General features: G+C 70.0%; 16 protein-coding genes. 5 read left to right on the forward strand and 11 right to left on the reverse strand.

Annotated features, from left to right (window positions below; translation table 11 throughout):
- Nucleotides 1-207: 207 nt before the first annotated feature.
- A complete protein-coding gene (locus VPH61_RS01690; RefSeq protein ID WP_332061789.1) occupies nucleotides 208-2949 on the reverse strand; it encodes an AAA family ATPase in 2742 nt (913 codons plus the stop codon).
- A gap of 105 nt (nucleotides 2950-3054) precedes the next feature.
- Here VPH61_RS01690 and VPH61_RS01695 point away from each other — a divergent pair, with 105 nt between their 5' ends.
- The 3 genes from VPH61_RS01695 to VPH61_RS01705 all read left to right on the forward strand — a co-directional run bounded on the left by VPH61_RS01695 (nucleotide 3055) and on the right by VPH61_RS01705 (nucleotide 5793).
- A complete protein-coding gene (locus VPH61_RS01695) occupies nucleotides 3055-4029 on the forward strand; it encodes a hypothetical protein (protein ID WP_332061790.1) in 975 nt (324 codons plus the stop codon).
- On the forward strand, nucleotides 4029-4904 hold the full coding sequence (locus VPH61_RS01700; RefSeq protein WP_332061791.1) for a hypothetical protein: 876 nt from the start codon (nucleotides 4029-4031) through the stop codon (nucleotides 4902-4904). Before VPH61_RS01695 ends, VPH61_RS01700 begins: the two co-directional genes overlap by 1 nt.
- Nucleotides 4905-4995: 91 nt before the next feature.
- A complete protein-coding gene (locus tag VPH61_RS01705) occupies nucleotides 4996-5793 on the forward strand; it encodes an alpha/beta fold hydrolase (protein ID WP_332061792.1) in 798 nt (265 codons plus the stop codon).
- On the opposite strand, the gene VPH61_RS01710 is transcribed toward VPH61_RS01705, so the two are convergent.
- Entirely contained in the window at nucleotides 5794-8982 is a 3189-nt protein-coding gene (locus tag VPH61_RS01710; protein WP_332061793.1) for a family 20 glycosylhydrolase, read from the reverse strand.
- Nucleotides 8983-9133: 151 nt separating this feature from the next.
- On the opposite strand from VPH61_RS01710, the gene VPH61_RS01715 reads away from it, so the two are divergent.
- Nucleotides 9134-12508 (forward strand): glycosyl hydrolase family 95 catalytic domain-containing protein, encoded by a 3375-nt coding sequence (locus VPH61_RS01715; protein ID WP_332061794.1) that lies wholly within the window; start codon nucleotides 9134-9136, stop codon nucleotides 12506-12508.
- A gap of 18 nt (nucleotides 12509-12526) precedes the next feature.
- Here VPH61_RS01715 and VPH61_RS01720 read toward each other — a convergent pair whose 3' ends face one another.
- A complete protein-coding gene (locus VPH61_RS01720; RefSeq protein ID WP_332061795.1) occupies nucleotides 12527-13102 on the reverse strand; it encodes an HhH-GPD-type base excision DNA repair protein in 576 nt (191 codons plus the stop codon).
- Between the two features lie 141 nt (nucleotides 13103-13243).
- Here VPH61_RS01720 and VPH61_RS01725 point away from each other — a divergent pair, with 141 nt between their 5' ends.
- Nucleotides 13244-13627 carry a glyoxalase superfamily protein gene (locus VPH61_RS01725; protein ID WP_332061796.1) on the forward strand — a complete coding sequence of 128 codons (384 nt, stop codon included), beginning with the start codon at nucleotides 13244-13246 and terminating at the stop codon, nucleotides 13625-13627.
- Nucleotides 13628-13737: 110 nt separating this feature from the next.
- Here the strand turns inward: VPH61_RS01725 and VPH61_RS01730 are convergent, their stop codons facing one another.
- The 8 genes from VPH61_RS01730 to chvE form a co-directional block, all read right to left on the reverse strand.
- Nucleotides 13738-14691: a type IV toxin-antitoxin system AbiEi family antitoxin domain-containing protein gene (locus tag VPH61_RS01730; protein WP_332061797.1), complete on the reverse strand. Its 954-nt coding sequence runs from the start codon at nucleotides 14689-14691 to the stop codon at nucleotides 13738-13740.
- Nucleotides 14692-14909: 218 nt separating this feature from the next.
- Nucleotides 14910-16031 carry a LacI family DNA-binding transcriptional regulator gene (locus tag VPH61_RS01735; protein ID WP_332061798.1) on the reverse strand — a complete coding sequence of 374 codons (1122 nt, stop codon included), beginning with the start codon at nucleotides 16029-16031 and terminating at the stop codon, nucleotides 14910-14912.
- Nucleotides 16032-16043: 12 nt separating this feature from the next.
- Nucleotides 16044-17567: an L-arabinose isomerase gene (gene araA / locus VPH61_RS01740; RefSeq protein WP_332061799.1), complete on the reverse strand. Its 1524-nt coding sequence runs from the start codon at nucleotides 17565-17567 to the stop codon at nucleotides 16044-16046.
- A gap of 68 nt (nucleotides 17568-17635) precedes the next feature.
- Nucleotides 17636-19270 carry a xylulokinase gene (locus tag VPH61_RS01745; protein ID WP_332061800.1) on the reverse strand — a complete coding sequence of 545 codons (1635 nt, stop codon included), beginning with the start codon at nucleotides 19268-19270 and terminating at the stop codon, nucleotides 17636-17638.
- The gene (locus VPH61_RS01750; protein WP_332061801.1) at nucleotides 19267-20007 is read right to left on the reverse strand and encodes an L-ribulose-5-phosphate 4-epimerase; all 741 of its coding nucleotides are present in this window, start codon (nucleotides 20005-20007) and stop codon (nucleotides 19267-19269) included. The genes VPH61_RS01745 and VPH61_RS01750 overlap by 4 nt, the downstream gene beginning before the upstream one ends.
- A 201-nt stretch (nucleotides 20008-20208) precedes the next feature.
- Nucleotides 20209-21471 (reverse strand): multiple monosaccharide ABC transporter permease, encoded by a 1263-nt coding sequence (gene mmsB / locus VPH61_RS01755; protein ID WP_332061802.1) that lies wholly within the window; start codon nucleotides 21469-21471, stop codon nucleotides 20209-20211.
- A gap of 26 nt (nucleotides 21472-21497) precedes the next feature.
- Nucleotides 21498-23027 carry a multiple monosaccharide ABC transporter ATP-binding protein gene (gene mmsA, locus VPH61_RS01760; RefSeq protein ID WP_332061803.1) on the reverse strand — a complete coding sequence of 510 codons (1530 nt, stop codon included), beginning with the start codon at nucleotides 23025-23027 and terminating at the stop codon, nucleotides 21498-21500.
- Between the two features lie 96 nt (nucleotides 23028-23123).
- Nucleotides 23124-24200, reverse strand: a complete 1077-nt coding sequence (gene chvE, locus VPH61_RS01765) for a multiple monosaccharide ABC transporter substrate-binding protein (RefSeq protein ID WP_332062513.1) — start codon at nucleotides 24198-24200, stop codon at nucleotides 23124-23126.
- Nucleotides 24201-24249 lie beyond the last annotated feature (49 nt).

Raw genomic sequence — 24249 nt, forward strand, 5'->3', positions numbered from 1 at the left:
GCGGATGCCTCGGTGACCGGCGGATTCTCGCGGCTTCGCCCTGGGTTATCCACAACCGCCGTCATCGAAATCTCTTGCCCTGTGGACGAATGCCGGGCGTGTCGCGAATCGGAACCCTTGGGGGTGCTACGCCCGACCGACCCCTACATATGGTGTTGTGACCTCAATACTGCCACCACCCACCGACACTGCAGCGGATGCCGGCGCTCACCGCCCGACGAACTCCACGAGCCCCGCTCGCCCATGCACGCCGAGCTTGCGGTAGATCGACGCGAGGTGCGAGTCGACGGTGCGCACCGAGACACTCAGCCTCGCCGCCGCGGCCGCCGACGAGAGGCCCGCCGCGATGAGCCTCGCGATCTCGTTCTCGCGTAGCGTCAGCTCGGCGAGCGGGTCGCCCGGCGTGGTCGCGGGCCGACGCTCGCCGCACGCCGCGAGCTCTGATCGCGCACCCGCCGCCCAAGCGAACGCCCCCAGCGCATCGAAGGCGTCGGCCGCCTCGCGCAGCGGCCCTCGGGCATCGGCCTTGCGTCGCGCCCGGCGCAGCCGCATGCCGTAGAGCAACGTGGTGCGCGCCGCCTGGTACGGATCGCCGAGCCGATCGTGCGCACCCAGCGCAGCGTCGAGCGCCGCCCCGAACGCCGCGTCGACGTCGGCCACCGGCGCGAGCAGTGCCCGGCAGCGCAGCGCGATCGCGGTCGCGGGGTTGTCTCCGGCATGGATGCGCGACTCGAAGCGCTCGAGCGCGCGGCGCTGGCCCGCGACATCCGGATCGCGATATCGCCACCGCGCCTCGAACCAGTCGCCGAACCGCGAGCTGTAGCCCGGCTGCACGATGCCGACGCGCTCCTCGAGCTCGGCCGCCGCGTCGAGCACGGCGATCGCCTCGGTGAGCTCCCCGGCGCTGAGCTTCGCGAGACCCTGCGCGCACCACAGCATGTGGCGGAAGAGGGGTGTCGTGCGCTCGGCATCGGGCACCGCGAGCTCGCACAGCGCGAGGGCCTCGTCGGTGGCGCCCCGCGCCGCGAGCAGCCACGCGTGCCGCAACCGGATGTAGCTGAGCGGCCCGAGAATGCCGGTGTCGATGCAGAGCTGCTCGCACTCCGCGAACCGGGTAGCCGCGGCATCCCACCGCCCGGTGACGACGTCGACGACCGCCTCGACCGCGAGCGCAGTGGTGCGCGGGCCGGCGACGTTCGTGGCTGCGGCGGCGGCGGCGAAGTGGGCGACGAGGGCGAGGGCGTCGTCGGTGCGCCCGTGCCACGCGAGCTGCAGGGTGATGAAGGGGAACGCCCCGCTCGCCGTGCCGGGGTCGGCGCGCAGCATCCGCTCGCGCCAAGAGCCGAGATCGAGGCCCGCGTCGTCGGCGAGCATCACGCGGATGAACTCGTCGACGAGGCTCGGCGCGGCGTCGGTGCGGGAGCGGTCGATCACGCCGGCGGCGTGTGCGCGCTCGAGCAGCTCGGCTGCGGCGGCGAACTCGCCGAACACCGCGAGTTCGATCGCGTGGGTCACGACGAGCTCGGCCGCGACCCCGGGTTCGCGCGCGGCCGCCGCGGCCGCGAGCTCGACGCTGCGGTCGTCGCGCGACCGGTCGGCGTCGGTCCAGAAGCCGAGCCGCAGCTTGTCGATCTGCCAGCGGGCGAGCTGCACCGCGTCATCGCTCGAGGCCATCATCGCCTCGACGAGTCGCAGCGCCGGGGCGCGCGCGCCGATGCGCGAATACGCCTCGAAGGCGGCTGCCTGCCACTCGGGCACCTTCGGGCTGTCGGATGCCGCGGCGATCGCCCGCTCCCAGAACTCGGCGGCCTCGGGGTAGGCGAACCGCGCGGCTGCGCTCTGCGCCGCCGCGTCGAGCGCACTCGCCACCCGTTGCGGGTCGGCCCCGGGCTCGGCCCAGACGTGCAGCGCCACTCGCTCGACGTCGCCGGCGAAGACGGTTGCGAGCGCGCGGTGCGCCGCCGCCCGCTGCTCGTGCGTAGCGGCGGCGATGAGCACGGGCCCGAGCGTCGGATGGCCCGGTTCGAACCGATCACTGCGAACCTCGATGAGCCCGAGCCGCTGCGGCTCGTCGAGCGCCGTCGCGTCGAGCCCGAGCTGCGACAGCACCTGCTCGGCCTCATCGCGGTCGAGCGGCGCGAGGCACACGGCGAGCGCGGCCATCGTCGCCGGTTCGTCGAGCGCAGCGAGGCGGGTGGCGTAGAGCTGCGCGAGGCGGTCGCCGGTGGGCAGCACGTCAGGCAGCGGCTGCTCGTCGCGCCGCTGCTGCGGGTCGAGCTCAGCGGGCAACTGCACGAGCGCGAGCGGCAGTCCGCGAGCGAGCGAGAGTACTCGGCCGGCCGCGATGGTGCCGAGCTCGGGGTAGCGCTGCCGCAGCAGCTCGCGGCTCTGCGCGTCGTCGAGGGCGGTGAGCGGCATGCGTCGGTCGAAGGCGTCGGCGACGTCGAGGTCGACCGGCGGCCGGGCGGCGCACACGAGCGACACCCGCGTGCCCTGCAGCCGCCGAGCGAGGAAGAGCAGCACCTGGCGCGTCGACTCGTCGACCCAGTGCAGGTCGTCGACGACGAGCACCACGGGTCGCTCGACCGCAGTGGCCTCGAGCAGCGTCTTCACGCCCAAGGCGACCGCGAACCGCTCGTGCGGCGTCGCGACCTCGAGCGCGAGCGCCCCGGCGAGCGCGAGCCGCTGCGGTTCGACGAGGGTGTCGAGGTTATCGAGGCAGGGCTCGAGCAACTGGTGCAGTGCCGCGAACGGCAATTGCTGCTCGGCCGCGTGGCCGCTCGCCGTGAGGAGGAGCGGTGCGCTCGGCCCCGCACCGAGCCGGTCGCGCAGGCATTCGAGCAGCCAGCTCTTGCCCGCCCCGGCCTCGCCGGTGACGAGCACGCTCTGCGCGTCGGCTCCCGAAACGGCCTCGATGAGCGAGGCGAGTTCGAGCGGCCTGAGGTGCATCTTCGCTCACACTCCCGTAGTCGCTACGGATGACAGCCGCCCGCCGGGCTGGTGGCATCAAGCGTAGGGCACCTGTGCCCATCGACCACCTGAGGAACGGAACCCATGCGACCCCTACGACTCGCCACCCTCGGTGCAGCCTCTGCGCTCGCGCTGGCCGCAGTGCTGCTCCCGGCGCAGGCCGCGATGGCGGCGCCGACCGCATCGTTCACCCCGACCGTGGTGGTGCCGGGCGGCACCATCGATGTGACCGGTGCCGGATGCCCCGCCGGCGGCGAGGTCGTCGTGGGCACGTGGATCCCGGCGATCGGGGGCGCCTCGAGCTCGAAGACGACGACGGTGACGGCCGACGGCACCGGCGCGTTCAGCGCCACCGTCGCGGTGCACGGCGCCCCCGGTGAGCTGCCCGAGATCACCCCGCCGATCGCCCAGTTCGGCGTGACGGTCACCTGCGACGGCGCGCAGACCGTCATCGGCTTCGGCGCGCTGACCTACGCCGGAGCACCGCTCACCGCCGTGCTCACTCCCTCCGCAGGGGTCGTGCCCGGCGAGTCGTTCACGGTGAACGGCAGCGGATGCGACGCGGCCGAAGCCGTCTTCATCGCCGTCGACTTTCCGGGCCCGCCGGCGGTGACCCACTTCGACGACACCGCTGCCGACGCGAGCGGCAACTTCTCGTTCGTCGTGCCGACCCCGGTCGCGAGTGAGCCCGGCGACGTCATCGTGATGGCGGTGAGCTGCGGCTCGGGGGCGCCGGTCGAAGATCCCGCCGACTACATCACCCGCACGCTGACCTTCGCCGGCGAGCCGGTCGATCCCGTCGACCCGGTCGATCCGATCGAGCCCGTCGACCCGCCGGTGCCGCCGGCTCCCGGTGCGGCCCCAGCCGGCGCCGCGCCGGCACCGGCCGCCGCGGGCGAGCGGCTCGCCGAGAGCGGCACCGACCTCGGGCCGGCGTCAGCGGGTCTCGCCCTGCTGCTCGCGGGTGGCGCCCTCGTCGGCCTGCGCCGGCTGCGACGCGGCCCCGTCATCGCGGCCTCCGCGGGCCTCGACGCGGCAACCCGAACAGAGGAACGCTGATGCGCACCGCCACGGCAGCGCTGCTCGGCCTCGCCGTGCTCGCACTCACCGCCTGCAGCAGCGGCTCGCCGGCCGCAACTCCCGGGGCGAACGAGTCGCCCGCGAGCTCAGCGCCGCCCGAGGCATCCGTCGACTCGTCGTGCGCCGGGCTCACCGAGCTCGCCGGCACCCTCACCGAGCTCAACGCGAACTTCGACCCGAACACGCTGCTCGACTCCGCACGCACGATCGATGCGGGCTTGCAGTCCCTCGACCCGCCGCCGACGGTGACCGAGGAGTGGGCGGCCGTCGCGAGCATCTTCGGCTCGGCGGTGACGGCAGCGGATGCCGCGGGCGTCGACCGTGCGGCACAGGAGGAGGCCCTCGCCGAGGTGCTCGAGACGCAGGCGAAACCCGAATCGGTCGCTCATCTCGACACCATCGCGGCGGCGATCGGCGAGCAATGCGGCGAAGCCGGCGCCGGCGCCGCGCCGGCGGGCGCGAGCGAGGCCTGCGCGCTCGTGTCCGCCGGCGAACTCGCCGAAGTGTTCGGCGCGGCCGTGCCGGCGCCCACCGGCTCCGACTTCGGCGAGGGCTTCGCCGAATGCGAATGGGAGTCGGGCGGCACGACCCTGCTCGTCTCGGTGCTGCCCGCCGGCGAGTTCACCGACGACTACCTGAACGGCGTGCACGAACCCGTCGCCGCGCTCGAGCAGGGCACCGCGCTGCCCGCCTTCGTGGGCATCGGCCGGGCCGGCACCACCGGCGGCACCGTCGTGCAGATCACGGGCGGGAGCGCCTACCTGTTCGCGGTGATCACGCCCGACGAGTCGGTCGACACCGCGCTCGCGGCGGCCGAGACGCTCGCGGTCGCGGCATCCGCTCGCCTCGGCTGACCTCTTGCGGGGCCTGCTCGCGAAGGGCGTCGACGGATGCGGCGATCGCACGTGCTCGGTAGCCTGACCCCACGGAAGTGAGGAGTCGACGATGACCGAATACGTGACCTCTGCCGACGGCACGCGCATCGCCTACGACCGTCAGGGCGCAGGGCCGCCCGTCATCCTCGTCGACGGGGCGATGGCGTTCCGCGCATTCGACCCGGCGAGCGTCGAGATGGCGAAGGAGCTCGCGCGCCACGGGTTCACCGTCTTCCACTACGACCGGCGCGGGCGCGGCGAGAGCGTCGCCTCGCCGCCCATCACGCTCGAGCAGACGCTCGACGACCTGCGCGCACTCATCGATATCGCGACCGAGGGCGCCGACGACGCCGTCGCCCTCGTCGGCAGCTCGTCGGGCGGTGCGATCGCACTCGCGGCCGCGGCATCCGGTCTCGCGGTCTCGAAGCTCGTGCTGTGGGAGGTGCCGCTCGGCCCCGAGCTCGGCACCGACGGCACCGAATTCCTCGCGGGGCTGCGCGAGCGCATCGCGGCCGGCGACGGCGACGCGACGATCGAGTACTTCATGAAGGACATGCCGCCCGAATGGCTCGCGGGCGCGAAGGCGAGCCCCGGCTGGCCGACCATGACGGCGATGGGGCCGAGCCTCGAGCCCGACGCCGAGGTGCTCGCCTGGACGCAGAGCGCCGCGCGGCCGGCACTCTGGGCGGGCGTCACGCAGCCGACGCTCGTGCTCGTCGGCGAGCAGGCGATCGACCTGATGACGCCCGCCGCCGACTCGCTCATGGCGAGCCTGCCCCACGCGTTCCGCGGCACGGTGGCCGCGGCCGATCACGCCTGGGAGCCGAAGCCGATGGCGCTCGCGGTCGCGGGGTTCCTCGTCGGGTGATCAGCAGGAGTGCTCGGGGTACTCGACCCTGTACTCGCCGCTGACCGGGCCGCTGCCGTCATCGAGGGTGGCGGTGACCACCACGGCGCCGGCGTCGATCGAGGCCGAACGGGTGTTGAACGCGTGCGCGGCGTTCTTGCCGGCAGCGACCGCCGCGAACCGCTTGTCGCCGTAGGCGGTGCTGATCACCACGCCGATCGGCACGCTCTCGAGGTTGTGCACTCGAGCGGTCACGAAGACCTTGCCGCCCAAGCAGCGCTGATCGACCTCGACCTCGACGCCTGGTTCGAACTCCACGACATCCTTCAGCTCGGCGGGAGGCTCGGGCACGAATCGCGGCTGGCAGTTCGCCTCGGGCACCACCGGCACGCCGGTGCCGTACTGCGCGGCCACCTCGTCGCTCGACAGCGCCTCGGCGTAGACCTGCATGCCCTGCAGCTGCACGAGTCGCGGGGCGGCGAACCAGGCGCGTGGCAGCGGCAGCGTCGAGCCCACGGAACCGACCTGGGCGCCGTTCGCGTACAGCACGCTCGACCCGGCCGACGAGACGAACACGAGTTGCACCCACTGATCGCGCGGCGCTGCGTACGAGAACGGGACCGCGTTGCCGTTGTTCACGAAGCCCACCTGACCCGAGCCGGCGAGCGCGAAGTCGATCGAGCTCGCCTGCGTGCCGAGCAGGCCGTCGGCGTCGGGCTTCAGCCACGCGCCCGAACGAGAGTCGAGCAGCTGCACCCGACCGGTGACGGATGCCGGCACCTTCACGTTGACCGCATAGCTCCAGTCGCCCGAGACCTCGGCGGCGCCCATGTGCCAGCCCGCGGCGGCACCGTTTCCGCCGAGCTGCTTCACCGCGCCCTGCACGGGATCGGTCGCGTTCGAGACGTTCGAGAACAGCGGCGTCATGCCGTTGAGCCCGCACACCTCGGTGAGCGGCCGACGGTTCGACGTGGAATGCGCATCGAACGTGCCGGCCGGGAAGGCCGTGTCGGCGGCCACCCAGTCGTGGATGGGCCGGCCGTCGTCGGTCGGCGAGACGGGCACGACACCGGAGTAGTCGGGCGCAGTGCCGATCGCCGCCAGCCGTGCCGTGAAGGTCGCGAGCGTCTCACCGGTCGCGGGCGGGCCGGCGTTCCAGGTGCGCTCGGCCGTCGCCGACCTCGGTAGGTAGGCGATGCTCTCGAGGTACTGCCCCTCGGCCCAGCCGAGGTCGTCTCCCCAGATGTGCATGCCGAGCCCGAGGTGCCTCGGGTTGGCAGGGTCGACGTGCATCGCCGCCGCGGTGGCGCTGAAGATCGCTCCCACGTTCGGATACGTCGAGCCGCCGACTCGTGCGGGCACGAGGTAGTAGTGCGACCCGTTGCCCATGATCTTGTCGTAGGCGGCGAGGCTCGCGGGGTTGTTCGGGCCCGTCCACAGTTGCACGATCACATCGGTGTCGACTTTCGGCCGGGTGCCGGCCGGCACGCCGTTCTCGAAACCGTTGTAGGCGACCGTTCGCTTGCCCATGCCCTCGAGGTGCGCGTCGAGCTCGTTGATGAACGAGGCCTCGACATCGGCGAGCGTCTTGATGTCGGGCTGCTGGGCGAACCACGCCTGCAGTGCCGGGCAATTGTTCAGCTGGCTCGGCACCTCGTCGCCGCCGATGTGCACCCAGGGGGCGTCGAACCACGGCACGAACTCGTCGAGCATCTCCTTCGAGACGCGCATCGCCTTCGGGTTCATGAAGTTCAGCGTGAAGTCGGGCTCGAGGTGGCTGTGCGTGTAGGGCTGCCCGCACGTGTTCGTGGCATCGGCACCGGTGTCGCGCTCGCCGTAGCCGGGCTCGACCTCGAGCGGGCCGTCGCCCATGCCGATGTGGAAGTAGGAGGCTTTGGCCGACACGTGCGCCGGGTACTCGAACGCGGGCACCACGGTGACGTTGTGCTCGGCGCCGAGCTCGACGAAGCGCTGGATCTGTTCGCGGTCGTAGCTGAACGCGGGGTCGGCGAGGCCCGGATACGCCGGGCTGTTCAGCCGGAAGTACTCGGCGTCGTCGAAGTGGAAGATGAGCACGTTCTGCTTCTGCCACCCCATCTGGCGAATCACGTCTTCGACGTTGCGCGGTTCCCAGTACTCGCGCGACACGTCGATGGTGTTGGCGCGCAACGCCATGCTGGGCACGTCGAGGCCGCTGCCGTTGCCGAGCGTGCGGTGGTCGTCATGGGCGCGAAGCGCCTGCAGGACGCTGCGACCGCCGTAGTACAGGCCGCTCGTGGTGTTCGCGCTCACCCGAACGACGCCGTCGGCGATGCGCAGTGCGTAGCCGTCGCGTCCGGTCGACTGCTCGGTGCCACTCGTGTCCTCGAGGTCGAAGACGACGTCGCCGGCACGCGGGGTGCCGGTGCCCACCTCGGGGTCGAGTCCCGACACCTCGGCGAGGTCGCGGGCGAAGACCTGCGCGGTCTCGGCGGTCGTCTTCTTCGACGCGAACTCGGCGTCGCCGAACGCGACCGCTGCGAGATCGCGTGAGGCCGGGTCGATCACGACACGGGTCGACTCGTCGAGGGTGAGCGACCCCGCGGCATCCGCCCACGTGTCGAACGCCGGCACCGTGGTGCGGCTCATCGACGTGGAGTGACCGGTGGGCAGCAACTGCACCTCGGCGAGCGACAGGATGCCCTCTCCCTCGATCTGGATTCGCAGGTAGCGGGCGTCGAGCTCGACCGGGATGGTGACGAACCGCGACGGCGCCGTGGTGATCCTGTGCTCCTCGATGCCTGGCTGTGCGCGCACGACGTCGGGATCGGTCGACGTGAACGGCTCGGCCGAGAGGAACACCGAGAAGGAGGCGAGACGATCGGTGCAGCAGTCGGTGCGGTTCCACACGACGACGCTCTCGACGTCGTGCACGGAGCCGAGGTCGGCCTGCCACCACGGGTTGGCCTCGAACGCGGTGTGCGTGATCGCCGGCGAGACGCCGCTCGTGTCGCCGTCGATCGCGAGCTCGGGTCCCCAGCTCGGCGAGGCGTCGCCGTCGAGCTTCGAGCTCTGCGAGACAGTGGCGTTCGCGAGGGGGTCGACGTTCGACGCGGCGGCGGGCGGCGGCTCGGCCGCGTTCGCACCCGGCGACGCGACGAGGGTGAGGCCTGCGATGACGGCCACGGCTGCGATGGTTGCCGTGAGACGGCGCGGACGGTTCAGCTGCACGCTGGGACTCCTTCGTCTGAGCACTGCACGCTGCACGCTGCAGCGCAGTGCGGCGGAGGTGGAACTCGAGTTTCCTCGACCTCGGCCGACTTTGTTTATATGCTCTACTAACTCGGCCGGTACGTCTAGAGGTCAGACGAAGGAGTCTCCCATGCACGCGCGTCATTCCCGAAGAATCACCGCCACTGCGGCGGTCATCGCACTTGTGAGCGGTTTCGCCGTCATCGGCGCACCGGCCGCGAGCGCCGAGACATCCGATGACCGGATCTCGATCTCGGCGTCAGACCTGCCCCAGGCCGATGGCAATGCGCTGCGCATGTGGTACACCAAACCGGTCGCGAACTGGGAGAACGAGGCCCTGGTGCAGGGCAACGGCTCGACCGGGCTGATGGCGTACGGGCAGCCGAGCAAGGACCGCCTGCACGTCAACGAGAAGACCCTCTGGCGGGGCGGGCCGGCGGCCGGCCGAACCTACATCGGCGGCAACCGGGCGACCGCCGTCACGCCCGAGCAGCTCAACAGCTACCGTGAGGCGCTCGACGACAAGTCGGCCTACGTCTTCGGCCTTCCGGCGACCGGAACCGGCGGCGCGAACCAGCAGCTGACGAGCCTCATGTTCGGCAACGGCACGGGCATGGGCCAGTACCAGGACTTCGGCGACATCTCGCTCGACTTCGCCGCGGCCGGCATCGTCGACACGGCGGTCTCGAACTACGTGCGCGACCTCGACCTGCGCACCGGCGTCTCGTCGGTGAACTTCGACCACGGAGGCGTGCACTACGAGCGCGAGTACTTCGTGAGCTACCCCGACCAGGTCGCGGTCGTGCGCCTGCGCGCGTCGGAGGCCGGCAAGCTCTCGTTCACGACCTCAGCGACGGCCGCGGCGGGCCTCACCACGACGAGCACAGCGGATGCCGGGGAGCAGCGCATCACGCTCGCCGGCCAGGTCGACGACAACCAGATGAAGGCCGAGATGCAGGTCAAGCTGGCCAACGAGGGCGGCACCGTCACGAGCAGCGACGGCACGACCCTCACCGTCACCGGCGCCGACACCGTCACCCTCGTGTACTCGACGGGCACGAACTACGAGAACGTGTACCCCTCCTACCGCGGCGACGATCCTCATGGCGAGATCACCCAGCGGGTCGACGCCGCGACAACGAGCGGCTACGGCACGCTGCTCGAGCGCCACCTCGCCGACTACCGGGAGCTCTTCGACCGGGTGCAGTTCGACGTCGGCGGTGAGGTACCCGACGTGCCGACCGATCAGCTCATGCGCAACTACCGTGCGGGCGAGTACGACCTCGCGGTCGACGAGCTGGTCTACCAGTTCGGTCGCTACCTGAGCATCGCCGGCTCACGGGCCGGTGACCTGCCCACGAACCTCGTCGGCCTCTGGATGGTCGGCGATGCCGGCCGGTTCTGGGGCGGCGACTACCACTTCAACGTCAACGTGCAGATGAACTACTGGCCGGCCATGACGACCAACCTCGCCGAGACGCAGGTTCCCTTCAACGAGTACGTGGAGTCGCTCGTCGTTCCCGGCCGACTCACCGCCGAACGGTCTGCTGCCGTCGCGACCGAGGACTTCGCAACGACGCCCGTCGGGTCCGGCAAGGGCTTCCTCATCAACACCCAGGTGAACCCGTTCGGGCACACGGCGCCGATCGGCTCGCAGGAGTACGGCTGGAACGTCGGCGGCTCGTCGTGGGCGCTGCAGAACATCTACGACTACTACCGCTTCACGGGCGACGAGCAGTTCCTGCGCGAGAGCGCCTACCCGATGCTCAAGGAGATGGCCGCCTTCTGGAACGAGTACCTCTGGTACAGCGACACTCAGGGCCGGCTCACGGTCGCGCCCGGCGTCTCGGCGGAGCACGGGCCGACTGCGGTCGGCACCGCCTACGACCAGTCGATCGTGTGGGAACTGTACGACATGGCGATCGAGGCATCCGAACGCCTGGATGTCGACGCCGACCTGCGAGCCGTGTGGCAGGAGAAGCAGGGCCAGCTCGACCCGATCCTGATCGGCAGCCAGGGCCAGGTCAAGGAGTGGTTCGAGGAGACGACGCTCGGCCGGGCCCAGGCCGGAAGCCTGCCCGAAGAGGCCATCTGGAACTTCGGTGCCGGCGGCAGTGCGAACCAGGGATCGGTGCACCGCCACACCTCGCAGCTCATCGGGCTGTTCCCGGGCACCCTGATCAACCAGGACACACCCGAGTGGATGGACGCGGCCATCACGTCGCTGGAGCAGCGCGGCTTCAACGGAACCGGGTGGTCGAAGGCGATGAAGATCAACATGTACGCCCGCACCGGCCTCGCCGACGACACCTACTCGATGGTGCGCGCGATGTTCGCAGGCAACACCAACGGCCTGCTCGACAACCTGCTCGACTCGCACCCGCCGTTCCAGATCGACGGCAACTTCGGTCTCACCGCGGGCATGACGGAGATGCTCGTGCAGAGCCAGGCCGGGTACACGCAGTTCCTCCCGGCGCTGCCGAGCGCATGGCGGAGCGGTCAGGTCGACGGGCTCGTCGCCCGCGGCAACTTCGTGGTCGACCTGGCGTGGACCGACGGGTCCGCCACCGAGTTCGGGGTGACTGCGCGAGGCGGCGGCGAGTTCACCGGCCACTACCCGGGCCTCGCCGAGGCGACGGTGAAGGATGCCGACGGCAACGTCGTCGCCGTGACGGCTGACGGCGCCGACAAGGTCTCCTTCCCGACGACGGCGGGGCAGAGCTACACCTTCACGTTTCCCGAGCAGCCGACGAACGTGGCCCTCGACAAGACTGCGACGCAGTCGTCGACGTGGCCGCTCGACGGCGGCTTCACCTACGGTGCCGAGAAGGCGATCGACGGCAACACCATCGGCACGGGCGCGAATCTGTCGAACACCGCCGGCAACGAGCCCAGCCCGTGGTGGCAGGTCGACCTGGGCGCGCAGTACGACCTGACCGAAACCGCGGTCTGGAACCGCGTCGACTGCTGCACCGCCCGCCTCACGGACTACACGATCGCGGTCTCGCCCGAGCCGTTCCCGAACCGGCCGCTCACGGCCGACGACCTCGCCGCCGACGGCGTCTGGTCGACGGTGGTGAACTCGCAGGCGGGCCGCCCGACGACCACGCCGACCGAGGCGACTGGCCGCTACGTCAGAATCCAGCTCGACAACGTGACCTACGCGCTGAACCTCGCCGAGGTCGAGGTCTTCGGCCTGCCGGCCGCAGCGCCCGCGCTGGAGCTGGCGGTGACGGCGGAGCCGCGGTGCATCGGATCGAAGGCCTACATCTCGGTGCGCGTCAGCAACGACGACGACGTTCCCGTCGACCTCGTGGTGCAGACGGCGTACGGAGAGAAGTCGTTCACGGGCGTGGCCCCGGGCAAGCACGCGTTCCACACCTTCAGTACGCGGCTCGCGGAGGTGCCCGCCGGTGAAACGACGATCAGTGCCTCGGCCGTGATCGACGGTGAAGTGGTGACCTCGACCAGCGCGGCCGACTACGGCGCCAAGTCGTGCAACTGACGCGCGAGGGGCCGCGGCTCAGGCCTTCGAGGCCTTGGCCGCGGCCTTCGCGGCCTGCTTCGTCGCCCGTACCTTGGTGAGCGACTCGGCGTCGACGATGTCGGCGACCGAGCGGAACGCCCCCTCTTCGCCGTAGGCTCCGGCGGCCTCGCGCCAGCCCGGCGCCGTGAGACCGCACTGCTTGCCGAGCAGCGCGAGGAAGATCTTCGCCTTCTGGTCGCCGAACCCCGGCAGCGCCTTCAGCCGCTTGAGCACTTCAGCGCCCGACGGCTCGCCCTTGGTCCAGAGAGCGGATGCCTCGCCGCCCCACTCCTCGACGATCGCCGCCGCGAGCGCCTGCACTCGACCGGCCATCGAGCCCGGGAAGCGGTGCACCGCCGGCGTCTGCTTGAACACCTCGACGAAGGCCTCGGGGTCGTAGCCCGCGATCGTCTCGGGGTCGATCGAGCCGATGCGCGAGCGGATCTTCTCGGGCCCGGCGAACGCCGACTCCATGGTCACCTGCTGGTCGAGGAGCATTCCCGTGAGCAGCGCGAACGCGTCGTCGCTGAGCAGCTCGTCGGCGGCCTGCTCCCCCGTGATGTGCAATGCCATGCGTCCATCCTTCCACTCGGACGTCGCGGCATCCGCTGGTCGTTCGATTGCGGACGGAAACTGACCGCTTCGTTGCCTACCGTCGAAGCAGGCGATTCGATGGAACGGATCGCACCACCCGCACCCCTTTGAGGAGTCACCATGGACTGGAAGATCGAGCTCATCTTCGTGCCCGTCACCGACGTCGACCGCGCGAAAGAGTTCTACGTCGACAAGCTCGGCTTCAACGCCGACCATGACCAGCGCGTCAACGAGAGCCTGCGCTTCGTGCAGCTGACGCCGCCGGGGTCGGCCTGCTCGATCGCGATCGGCGAGGGACTCGGGAGCGAGGTGCAGCCGGGATCGCTCGACGTGATCCAGGTCGTCGTCGCCGACGCCGACGCGGCGCTCGCCGAGCTCCGCGCCAGGGGCGTCGAGGCCGACGGCGTCGACGACCAGGCCTGGGGCCGCTTCGTCACGCTGAAGGACCCCGACGGCAACCGCTGGACCCTGCAGGAGCTGCCCGACTACAGCCAGCAGGCGTAGCCGCGGGCCGGCTCCGCCGGCCCGGCTTCCCGTTCGGGACCACTCGTTTCGCACGGGACGCACGATGTCGTGTGTCCGGTGCGAAACGAGTGGTCCCGAACGCCGCCGTGTCACCGCCGGGTCGGCACGCCGAACCCGGTGAGCAGCCGGTGCAGCTCACGCGGCGCCCACGCAGTCGACCAGCCCCAGCGCGCCATCCGCTCGCCGACTCGACGCAGCGCATCTTCGCGCAGCTTCTCCTCGTAGACCACCTGCGCGGGGTCGAGTCCGCTGACCGAGCGACTGCGCGAGTACTTGAGCCGCCCATCGAATTCGCCGATCAGCCGGATGCCCCGCCAGTAGAAGTCGACGAGCGCGTACGAACCGAGAATCTTGTCGAACCGCACCTGCAGCTCGGGCGCCTCGAAGCCGAGCTCGTGGATGCGCACCCTGCTGACGGATTCGCCGGGGCTGCCGGCGCGATGATCGGCGAACGCGATCGCGTGCTCCGCCTTCGCGCGGCCCCTCGTCGGGCTGACCCGCTCGAGTTCGAGCGCCAGCGCCCGCCTCGTGATGTCGGGGCGCGCGAGCGCGACATCGAGCATCGGCACCGAATGCACGAGCGGCTCGCTCACGGCGACATCGACGAGGGTGCGCAGCAGCGACGTGCATGCCACGCCGTCGATCATCGTGACGGTCGGCGGCGGCCCGGCCCTCCGCGTCGCGACGTGGGCGGTGCGGCGACCGCCGGTACGGCCCTGGGCGGCCGTCTCGACGAGCGTCGGCGCAGGGCCGAGCATCGGCAACCGGTGCATGGCCGCAGCGGCACGGTGCGAGACGGTGAGCGGATGCCTCGCGGCTCCCGCCGTCGCGACGATGAGCCGGCGATATCGGTCATCGGGCGTCAGGGCGTTCCACTCGTCGCGCTTCGCATACACACCGGCGCGAACGCGCACGAGGACTCCGGCACGCTCGAGCCGTTGCACGCTCGACGGATGCACGCCGAGCTCGCGCAGGTCACAAGCACGGATGAGTCCGTCGCCGACCACGGCAGCGACGTCGAATCGTTCGTCGAGTTCTTGCATGAAGAGATGATCTGGGGTCGCGGCGACGGTAGCCGGGGCGACATCGGTGCCTGTGTGGGCGCTGGGTCGCCCGACGCGTGTGGAGGACGAGTCGGGACCGCTCGTGTCGCACCGGATCAACGACATCCATGTTCCGTCGCGACACGAGTGGTCCCGACCCCCGATGGGGCGGCGGCCGCGGCAAGCGTGCGGCCGCGGCGGACGCGCGCGAGCGGGCGTCAGCCGCGGGCGGGCGGCGCGGTGCTCGCCCGGGCAACGAGTTCGGGCACGCGCGACGTGCGGTCGGCGGCATCCGCTTCGCCGCGGAGCACGGCGAGCACGGCGGCGAGCACGTCGCGCCCGAGCACGTCGAAGTCCTGCCGCATGGTCGTCAGCGGCGGGGCGAAGTGCGCCGCCTCGGGGATGTCGTCGAAGCCGATGACGCTCACGTCGCCGGGCACCTGCACGCCGGCCTCACGGTAGGCGTGCAGCAGGCCGAGCGACATCTGGTCGTTGGCGCTGAAGACGGCGGTCACGTCGCGGTCGGCGGCGAGGCGAAGGCCGGCCTCGTATCCGGATGCCGCGAGCCAGTCGCCCTCGATCGGCTCGTGCGCCGCGAGCCCGTGCTCACTCATTACGTCGGCCCAGCCGCGGCGTCGCTCAGCGGCATCCATCGACTCGGGCGGCCCGGCGATGTGGCGGATCTCGCGATGGCCGAGCTCGATGAGGTGCCGCGTGGCGAGGCGCGCACCCTCGTACTGGTCCATCGCGACCCGGTGCAGCCCGGGCGCCGGCTCCGAGGCGACGACGACGAGCGGCACGCCCGCGTCGATGCCGCTGAGCACGCCGACGCCCTCGCGTTCGCCCGAGATGAGCACGATCGCCTCGACCCGCTGCAGCGCGAGCCGGTGCACGGCCTGCCGCAGCACGTCGGGGTCGAGGGAACGCATGCTCGCCTGGCTGACCGTGTAGCCCGCCTCGTGCGCCGCCTCGTTGAAGCCGAGCGCGGCGCTCGACGGCCCGTAGTCGGGCCTCCCCGCCTGGATCAGCCCGAGGTTGCCCGAGCGACGCTTCGCCATGGCCCGCGCCGCCGGCGACGGCGTGTAGTTGAGCTCGGCGATCGCCTGCTCGACCCGCGCCTTCGTCGACGCCGCGACGCCCGTGAGGTCGTTGAGCACCCGCGACACGGTCTGGTGCGAGACGCCGGCGCGACGCGCGACGTCGAACATCGTCGGCACGCCGGTGCCGGGAGCCTCGGCGGGCGGCGCGTCGGGCGCGGCATCCGAGCCCGGCACGACCTCGCCCGGCGCGCCGACAGCGTCACCCGCCGCCTCACTCCCCCGCGATGCCCGCCCAGCCATGAATCGCCCCGATCAGAGGCCCTGCGCCAGTCGGTAGTAAGCCTGGTTCCAGCGTACTTCGTGCTGGAAGCCGGGCAGCGTGGTCGACTCGTCGATGACGAGCAGCTCGGTCTTCGACATCTCGGCGAAGTCGCGGAACACCTCGACGCCGACGGCGGTCGACATGACCGTGTGGTGCGCGGCGCCAGCCGTGAGCCATGCCGCGGCGCTCGTGGCGAAGTCGGGGGCGGGCTTCCAGACGGCGCGTCCGACGGGCAGGTTCGGCAGCGGATGCCGCGGCGCCACGTTCTCGACGACGTTCGCCGTGAGGCGGAACCGGTCGCGCATGTCGCTCATCGCGACGACGACGGCAGGGCCGGGGTCGGCGGTGAAGACGAGACGCACCGGGTCCTCCTTGCCGCCGATGCCGAGCGGGTGCACCTCGAGGCTCGGTCGGGCAGTTGTCAGCGACGGCGAGACCTCGAGCATGTGCGCGCCGAGGATCAGCTCGTCGCCGGGCGTCATGTCGTAGGTGTAGTCCTCCATGAGCGAGGCGCCACCGGGCAGGCCGGCGCCCATGACGCTCGCGATGCGCACGAGCACGGCGGTCTTCCAGTCGCCCTCGGCGCCGAAGCCGTAGCCCTCGGCCATGAGCCGCTGCACCGCGAGACCCGGCAGCTGCCGCAGCGCGCCGAGGTCTTCGAAGCTCGTCGTGAACGCGCCGAACCCGCCCTCTTCGAGGAACGAGCGGAGGCCCAGCTCGATCGCCGCGCCGTAGCGCAGGCTCTCGTGACGCTCGCCGGCCTTGCGCAGCTCGGGCACGACGTCGTAGAGGTCTTCGTACTCGGCCGTGAGCAGGTCGATCTCGGCATCGGATGCCGCGTGCACGGCCTCGGCGAGCTCGTTGACGCCCCACGTGTTGACCTGCACGCCGAACCGCAGCTCGGCCTCGGTCTTGTCGCCCTCGGTGACGGCAACGTAGCGCATGTTGTCGCCGAAGCGAGCGAGCTTCAGGCTGCGGGATGCCGCGAGGCCCGCCGCCGCCCGCTGCCAGGTGCCGATCTCGCCCTGCACGCGCGGGTCGGTCACGTGGCCGACGACGGTCTTGCGGGCGACGCCGAGCCGGGTCTGGATGTACCCGAACTCACGGTCGCCGTGCGCGGCCTGGTTGAGATTCATGAAGTCGAAGTCGATCTCGCCCCACGGCAGTTCGACGTTGGCCTGGGTGTGCAGGTGCAGGAGCGGCTTCTGCAGGGCGTCGAGGCCGGCGATCCACATCTTGGCCGGGCTGAAGGTGTGCATCCACGTGATGAGGCCGATGACGTGGTCGGCGGCGTTGGCCTCGAGGGCCATGCGGCGGATCGAGTCGGAGTCCTTCAGCACGGGCTGCCAGACGACCTTCACAGGCACGCCGGCGGCATCGCCGAGCGTCTCGGCAATCTGCTGCGATTGCGCGGCCACCTGGCGGAGCGTCTCTTCGCCGTAGAGGTTCTGGCTGCCGGTGAGGAACCAGACCTCGTAGCCGTCGAGCGAAGTGGTGAGCGGGGTGCGGGTCATGCGGTTCTCCCTGGTGCGAGGTTCGTGAGTGAAGTTGCGAGGTTCGTGAGTGCGGGTGATGGAGTGCGTCAGAGCGCGTCGACGGCGGCGGCCTCGACGGCCAGCCCCGCCCGGTAGCGGTCGAGGAAGGCGGCGAAGCCGGCGACATCCGCCGGCTCAGGGTCGACGGTCTCGAACTCGGCGTTCGCGAACACGCGCTCGTCGAGGTAACCGGCCAGGTCGATCTCGGCGGCCGACGACAGGTACGACGCGAGCACGGCGATGCCCCAGGCCCCGCCCTCCGACGCCGTCTCGCCGACGGCGACCGGCGCGTCGAGCGCTCCGGCAAGGAACCGCTGGGCGACGCCCGCGGTGCGGAAGATGCCGCCGTGGGCGAGCATGCGGTCGAGTTCGACGCCCTCGGAGGCGAGCACCCGAATGCCGAGGCTGAGCGTGCCGTAGACGCCGTAGACCTGGGCGCGCATGAAGTTCGCGAGCGTGAGGCGGCTGTCGGGCGTGCGCACGACGAGCGGTCGCCCCTCGGTGAGCCCTGCGATCGGTTCGCCGGCCAGGTGGTTGTAGGCGAGCAGTCCGCCGGCGTCGGCCTCGCCGTCGAGTGCCTGCCGCAGCAGCACCTCGAACACCGTGTCGGTGTCGACCGAGAGCCCGGCGGCACCGGCGAACTCGCCGAACAGGCCCGCCCAAGCCGCGAGCTCGCTCGCGCCGTTGTTGCAGTGCACCATCGCCACGGGGTCGCCCGCCGGGGTGGTCACGAGATCGAGCTCGTGGTGCGCGTGCGCGAGCGGGCGCTCGAGCACGACCATCGCGAAGATCGACGTGCCGGCGCTGACGTTGCCGGAGCGCGGGGCGACCGAGCCGGTCGCGACCATGCCCGTGCCGGCGTCGCCCTCGGGCGGGCAGAGCGGCGCGCCGGGTCGGAGCGCACCCGTCGGGTCGAGCAACGAGGCGCCCTCAGGGGTGAGTTCGCCGGCCGCGCGGCCTGCGGGCAGCACCGCGGGCAGCAGGTCGGTGAGTCGCACCTCGGGTGCGCGCTCGGCGACGAGCCGCCCGTAGACCTCGATGAGCGAGGCGTCGTAGTCATACGTCGCCGAGTCGATCGGGAACATGCCCGAGGCGTCGCCGACGCCGAGCACCTTGCGGCCCGTGAGGCGCCAGTGCACGTAGCCCGCGAGCGTCGTGACGAAGTCGAGCTGCCCGACATGCGGCTCGTCGTCGAGGATCGCCTGGTGCAGGTGCGCGATCGACCAGCGCAGCGGGATGTTCACGCCGAACTGCTCGCTGAGCTCGGCCGCGGCCGGCCCGGTCGAGGTGTTGCGCCACGTGCGGAACGGCACGAGCAGCTCGTCGTTCGCGTCGAAGGCGAGGTAGCCGTGCATCATCGCCGAGACGCCGATCGCGCCGAAGGTCGACGGCGTGACGTCGTAGCGGCGGCGCAGGTCGGCGACGAGGTCGGCGTACGCCGCCTGCAGGCCCGACCACACGTCGTCGAGCGAGTAGGTCCACACGCGACCCTCGAAGCGGTTCTCCCACTCGTGGCTGCCGACAGCGAGCACGACCGTGGGATCTTCGCCGACGAGGCAGGCCTTGATGCGGGTCGAGCCGAACTCGATGCCGAGCGAGGTGCGTCCCTCGAGGATGGCGGCGCGTGCACCAGCGATCGCTTGCTGCGCCGCCTGCGCCTGCGGGTCGGTGGTCTCGGTCATGAACGCGCCTCTCGGGTCTGCCCGTAGACGTTCTGGTACCGGTCGTAGAGCCGGTCGATCGTCTCCTGCGGAATGGGGATCAGGGGCCCGGCCTCACGGGCGAAGTGAACAGTGCGCGCGACATCCTCGACCATGACGGCCGACTTGACCGCGGCCTTCGCGTCGGCGCCGATCGTGAACGGTCCGTGGTTCTGCATCAGCACTGCGGGCGAACGGTGGCCGCTCAGCGTCTCGACGATGCCGCGCCCGATCGAGTCGTCGCCGATGATCGCGAACGGGCCGATCGGAATGGGGCCGCCGAACTCGTCGGCCATCGCGGTGATCACGCACGGGATCTCTTCACCGCGTGCGGCCCACGCGACGGCGAAGGTCGAGTGCGTGTGCACGACGCCGCCGACGTCGGGCATGTTGCGGTACACGTAGGCGTGCGCCGCGGTGTCGCTCGACGGGCTGCGGTCGGAGCCGGGCGTGCCCGGGATCACGTTGCCGTCGAGGTCGCAGAGGATCATGTTCTCGGGCGAGAGGTCGTCGTAGGAGACGCCGCTCGGCTTGATCACGAAGAGCTCGGCGCCGGGCACCCGGCCCGAGACGTTGCCGCCCGTCCACACAACGAGGCCGTAGCGGGTCAGCTCGCCGTGGAGGCGCGAGACGTCGTCGCGCACCTTCGCGATGGCCGCCTCGATCTCCGGCGCGAACCCGTCGACGCCGCCGGCGTGCTGCTCGATGGCATCGGGCATGGTGACTCCCCTGTCGGTACGTTCTGGCGCCTGCTTCGTTAGCGCTAACGGAGTCCCATGTTAGCGTTCACGAACTCGTGTCTCAACCCGTGAGGTCGAGATTCGAGCATCGGATGCCGCGGCATCCGCTGACCTGCAGAGACGACGAACGGGCGGCTGCCGCGTGACCTGCACGCGACATCCGCCCGTTCGCGGGTACTGCTACTGGCCGCCGCCTGCGCGACGCTTGTTGTAGACGTCGAAGGCGACCGCGAGCAGCAGCACGAGGCCCTTGACGGCCTGCTGCCACTCGATGCCGATGCCCATGATCGACATGCCGTTGTTGAGCACGCCGATGATCAGACCACCGATGATCGCACCGCCGATGGTGCCGACACCGCCCTGCACGGCCGCGCCGCCGATGAACGCCGCCGAGATCGCCTCGAGCTCGAAGCCGTCACCGGCCTTCGGGCCGGCGAGGTTCAGTCGGGCGGTGAAGATCAGGCCGGCGAGCGCCGCGAGGGTGCCCATGTTGACGAACAGCCAGAAGTCGACCCGACGGGTCTTGATGCCCGACAGCTCGGCCGCGTGGCGGTTGCCGCCGATCGCGTAGATGTGACGACCGAAGACCGTGCGGTTCATGACGATGCCGTAGACCAGCACGAGCACCGCGAGGATGATCAGCGTGATCGGGATGCCCTTGTACGAGGCGAGCGAGTAGGCGAAGAAGCCGATCGCGGCCGAGACGAGCACGAGCTTGATGATGAACCAGGCGATGGGCTCGACCTCTTGGCCGTACTTCTGGCGACCGCGACGGGTTCGCACCTGCTGCACGATCAGGGCGATGATGGCGATCGCACCCACGCCGAGCGTGAGCGGATCGATCTCGAACTCCCCGAAGACGTCGGTGAGGAACCCGTTGCCGAGCGCGCGGTACTCGACCGGGAACGAACCGATGTTCGCGTTGCCGAGCACGACGAGGGCGAGGCCGCGGAAGATGAGCATGCCCGCCAGCGTCACGATGAACGCCGGGATGCCCACGTAGGCGATCCAGAAGCCCTGCCAGACGCCGACGAGCGCGCCGATCGCGAGCGACAGGATGACCGAGAGCCACCATGGCAGGCCCCACTGCACGGCGAACACGCCCGAGCAGGCTCCGACGAACGCGGCCACCGAACCGACCGAGAGGTCGATGTGGCCTGCGATGATCACCATCACCATGCCGATCGCGAGCACGAGGATGTACCCGTTCTGCACGATCAGGTTCGAGATGTTCTGCGGCCGCAGCAGGATGCCGTCGGTGAGGATCGCGAACAGCACGACCACCGCGATGAGCGCGATGAAGATGCCGTTCTTGCCGAGGTCGGCGAGGATGTGGCTGAGCCACTGCGTGAACCGGTTGTCGGTCGGGTTGATGTTGCCTCCGACGGCGTTCGATTCGCCGGTCGGCCCGGTGGGGGTCTGGGTCGGTGTGGGATTCGACATGGGATTCTCCTGGTGGTCCGCCGGCGTCAGCGGGGCTTTTCCATGGTCATGAGCTTGAGCATCGCTTCGGGCGTGGCCTCGGCGATCGGGAGTTCACCCGTGATGCGGCCCTCGGAGAGCGCGTAGACGCGATCGGAGATGCCGAGGAGTTCGGGCAGCTCGGACGAGATCACGATGATGCCCTTGCCCTGTGCCGCGAGGCGATTGATGATCGAGTAGATCTCGTACTTGGCGCCGACGTCGATGCCGCGGGTGGGCTCGTCGAGGATCAGGACGTCGGGGTCGGAGTAGATCCACTTCGACAGCACGACCTTCTGCTGGTTGCCGCCCGAGAGCTTGCCGGTCTTCACGAGCACGTTCGGCGCCTTGATGTTCATCGAGGTGCGGTACTCGTTGGCGACCTTGAACTCCTCGTTGTCGTGCACGAGGCCGTACTTCTCGAGCTTCTTCAGCGACGCCATCGAGATGTTGCGCTTGATGTCCTCGATGAGGTTGAGGCCATAGGTCTTGCGGTCTTCGGTCGCATAGGCGATGCCGTGCTCGATCGCCTCGGCGACCGTGCGCGTCTTGATCTCCTTGCCGCGCAGGAACACGCGCCCCGAGATCTTCGAGCCGTACGACTGTCCGAACAGGCTCATCGCGAACTCGGTGCGCCCCGCGCCCATGAGTCCGGCGATGCCGACGATCTCACCGGCGCGCACGTTGAGGTTGACCTTGTCGACCATCACCCGCGACGTGTCCTGCGGGTGATGGGCCGTCCAGTCCTCGACCCGCAGCAGTTCCTCGCCGATGTGGGGCGTGTGGTCGGGGTAGCGGTGCTCGAGGTCCCGGCCGACCATGTCCTTGATGATGCGGTCTTCGGTGACGTCGTTCTTCGCGATCGTCTCGATGGTCTTGCCGTCGCGGATGACGGTGACCGAGTCGGCGACCTTCTTGATCTCGTTGAGCTTGTGGCTGATGATGATCGACGTGATGCCCTGGCCCTTGAGGTGCAGGATCAGGTCGAGCAGGTGATCGGAGTCCTCGTCGTTGAGCGCCGCGGTCGGCTCGTCGAGAATGAGGAGCTTCACCTCTTTCGAGAGCGCCTTCGCGATCTCGACGAGCTGCTGCTTGCCGACGCCGATGTCCATGATCTTCGTCGTCGGGTTCTCGCGGAGGCCGACGCGGGCGAGGAGCTTCGAAGCTTCGAAGTTCGTCTTGTTCCAGTCGATCAGTCCGCCGCGGCCCTTCTGCTCGTTGTTGAGGAAGATGTTCTCGGCGATCGAGAGGTAGGGGCTGAGGGCGAGCTCCTGGTGGATGATGACGATGCCCTTGGCCTCGCTGTCGGTGAGGTCGCGGAACTCGACCGTCTCGTTCTCGAAGACGATGTCACCGTCGTAGGTGCCGTGCGGATAGACGCCCGAGAGCACCTTCATGAGGGTCGACTTGCCGGCGCCGTTCTCGCCGCAGATCGCGTGCACTTCACCGCGTGCGACGGAGAGGTTGACGTTGGCGAGCGCCTTCACGCCCGGGAACGTCTTCGTGATGCCGCGCATCTCGAGAATGTCTGTGGTCATCTCTGCTCCTGCTGCTCCTGCTCCATTGCCGGGTGACGGGACCTGCCGGTGGGGATACCGTAGTACCCCCACCGGCCGGTCGCCATGCCGAACCGACTAGCCGTTGATTTCCTCTTCGGTCCAGTAGCCGCTGTCGACGAGGACCTCGGTGATGTTGTCCTTGACGACGATCTGCGACTCGAGGAGGTACGACGGGACGACCTTCACGCCGTTGTCGTAGTCCTCGGTGTTGTTGACCTCGACCTCTTCACCGTTCAGGATCGCGGCGGCCATGTCGACGGCGACCGAGGCGAGCTGGCGGGTGTCCTTGAAGATGGTCGCGAACTGCTCACCCGAGTTGATCGCCTTGACCGAGTCGATCTCAGCGTCCTGGCCCGAGATGATCGGCCATTCGGCGCCGACCGTGTAGCCGGCGTCGGTGAGAGCCGAGATGATGCCGCGCGAGATTCCGTCGTACGGCGAGAGCACTGCGCTCACCGTCGAGCCGTCGGAGTAGTCAGCCGTGAGGATGTCCTCCATGCGGCTCTGAGCGGTCTCGCCGTCCCAGCGGAGCGTCGCGACCTGCTCGATGTCGGTCTGACCCGACTTCACGACGAGCGTTCCGTCATCGATGAGCGGCTGGAGCACGTCCATCGCGCCGTCGAAGAAGAAGAACGCGTTGTTGTCGTCGAGCGAGCCGGCGAACAGCTCGATGTTGAACGGCCCGGCGGGCGCGCCCTCGATCGGGGTGCCGTCGAGCTCGGTCAGGCCGAGGCCGTTGAGCACCGACCACGCCTGCTGCTGGCCGACGACGAAGTTGTCGAACGACGCGTAGTAGTCGACGTTCTCGGTGTCGCGGATGAGGCGGTCGTAGGCGATGACGGGGATCTCCGCGTCAGCGGCGTCCTGCAGCACGCTCGTGAGCGTGGTGCCGTCGATCGAGGCGATGATCAGGGCTTCGGCACCCTTGGTGATCATGTTCTCGATCTGCGAGACCTGGGTGGGGATGTCGTCCTCTGCGTACTGCAGGTCGACGGTGAAGCCCTGCTCCTCGAGCTGCTCCTTGACGGCGTCGCCGTCCTGGATCCAGCGCTCCGAGCTCTTGGTCGGCATCGCGACGCCGATGAGGCCGCCTTCGCCGCCGCCGTCGCCTTCGCCGCCGGCGCCGCCCGAGCATGCGGCGAGCGCGAGCATCGAGCCGGCCGCGAGCGTTGCGAGAAGCACCTTCTTCGTGTTCTTCACG

This window comes from Agromyces sp. CCNWLW203 (genome assembly GCF_036576125.1).
In the GTDB taxonomy this organism is placed as follows: Bacteria; Actinomycetota; Actinomycetes; order Actinomycetales; family Microbacteriaceae; genus Agromyces.

Excerpts from the sequence above, each read along its gene's own strand:
- VPH61_RS01690 (WP_332061789.1), bottom strand. The coding sequence starts at position 2,949 with ATGCACCTCAGGCCGCTCGAACTCGCCTCGCTCATCGAGGCCGTTTCG.
- VPH61_RS01695 (WP_332061790.1), top strand. The coding sequence starts at position 3,055 with ATGCGACCCCTACGACTCGCCACCCTCGGTGCAGCCTCTGCGCTCGCG.
- VPH61_RS01700 (WP_332061791.1), top strand. The coding sequence starts at position 4,029 with ATGCGCACCGCCACGGCAGCGCTGCTCGGCCTCGCCGTGCTCGCACTC.
- VPH61_RS01705 (WP_332061792.1), top strand. The coding sequence starts at position 4,996 with ATGACCGAATACGTGACCTCTGCCGACGGCACGCGCATCGCCTACGAC.
- VPH61_RS01715 (WP_332061794.1), top strand. The coding sequence starts at position 9,134 with ATGCACGCGCGTCATTCCCGAAGAATCACCGCCACTGCGGCGGTCATC.
- VPH61_RS01720 (WP_332061795.1), bottom strand. The coding sequence starts at position 13,102 with ATGGCATTGCACATCACGGGGGAGCAGGCCGCCGACGAGCTGCTCAGC.
- VPH61_RS01725 (WP_332061796.1), top strand. The coding sequence starts at position 13,244 with ATGGACTGGAAGATCGAGCTCATCTTCGTGCCCGTCACCGACGTCGAC.
- VPH61_RS01730 (WP_332061797.1), bottom strand. The coding sequence starts at position 14,691 with ATGCAAGAACTCGACGAACGATTCGACGTCGCTGCCGTGGTCGGCGAC.
- VPH61_RS01735 (WP_332061798.1), bottom strand. The coding sequence starts at position 16,031 with ATGGCTGGGCGGGCATCGCGGGGGAGTGAGGCGGCGGGTGACGCTGTC.
- araA (WP_332061799.1), bottom strand. The coding sequence starts at position 17,567 with ATGACCCGCACCCCGCTCACCACTTCGCTCGACGGCTACGAGGTCTGG.
- VPH61_RS01745 (WP_332061800.1), bottom strand. The coding sequence starts at position 19,270 with ATGACCGAGACCACCGACCCGCAGGCGCAGGCGGCGCAGCAAGCGATC.
- VPH61_RS01750 (WP_332061801.1), bottom strand. The coding sequence starts at position 20,007 with ATGCCCGATGCCATCGAGCAGCACGCCGGCGGCGTCGACGGGTTCGCG.
- mmsB (WP_332061802.1), bottom strand. The coding sequence starts at position 21,471 with ATGTCGAATCCCACACCGACCCAGACCCCCACCGGGCCGACCGGCGAA.
- mmsA (WP_332061803.1), bottom strand. The coding sequence starts at position 23,027 with ATGACCACAGACATTCTCGAGATGCGCGGCATCACGAAGACGTTCCCG.
- chvE (WP_332062513.1), bottom strand. The coding sequence starts at position 24,200 with ATGCTCGCGCTCGCCGCATGCTCGGGCGGCGCCGGCGGCGAAGGCGAC.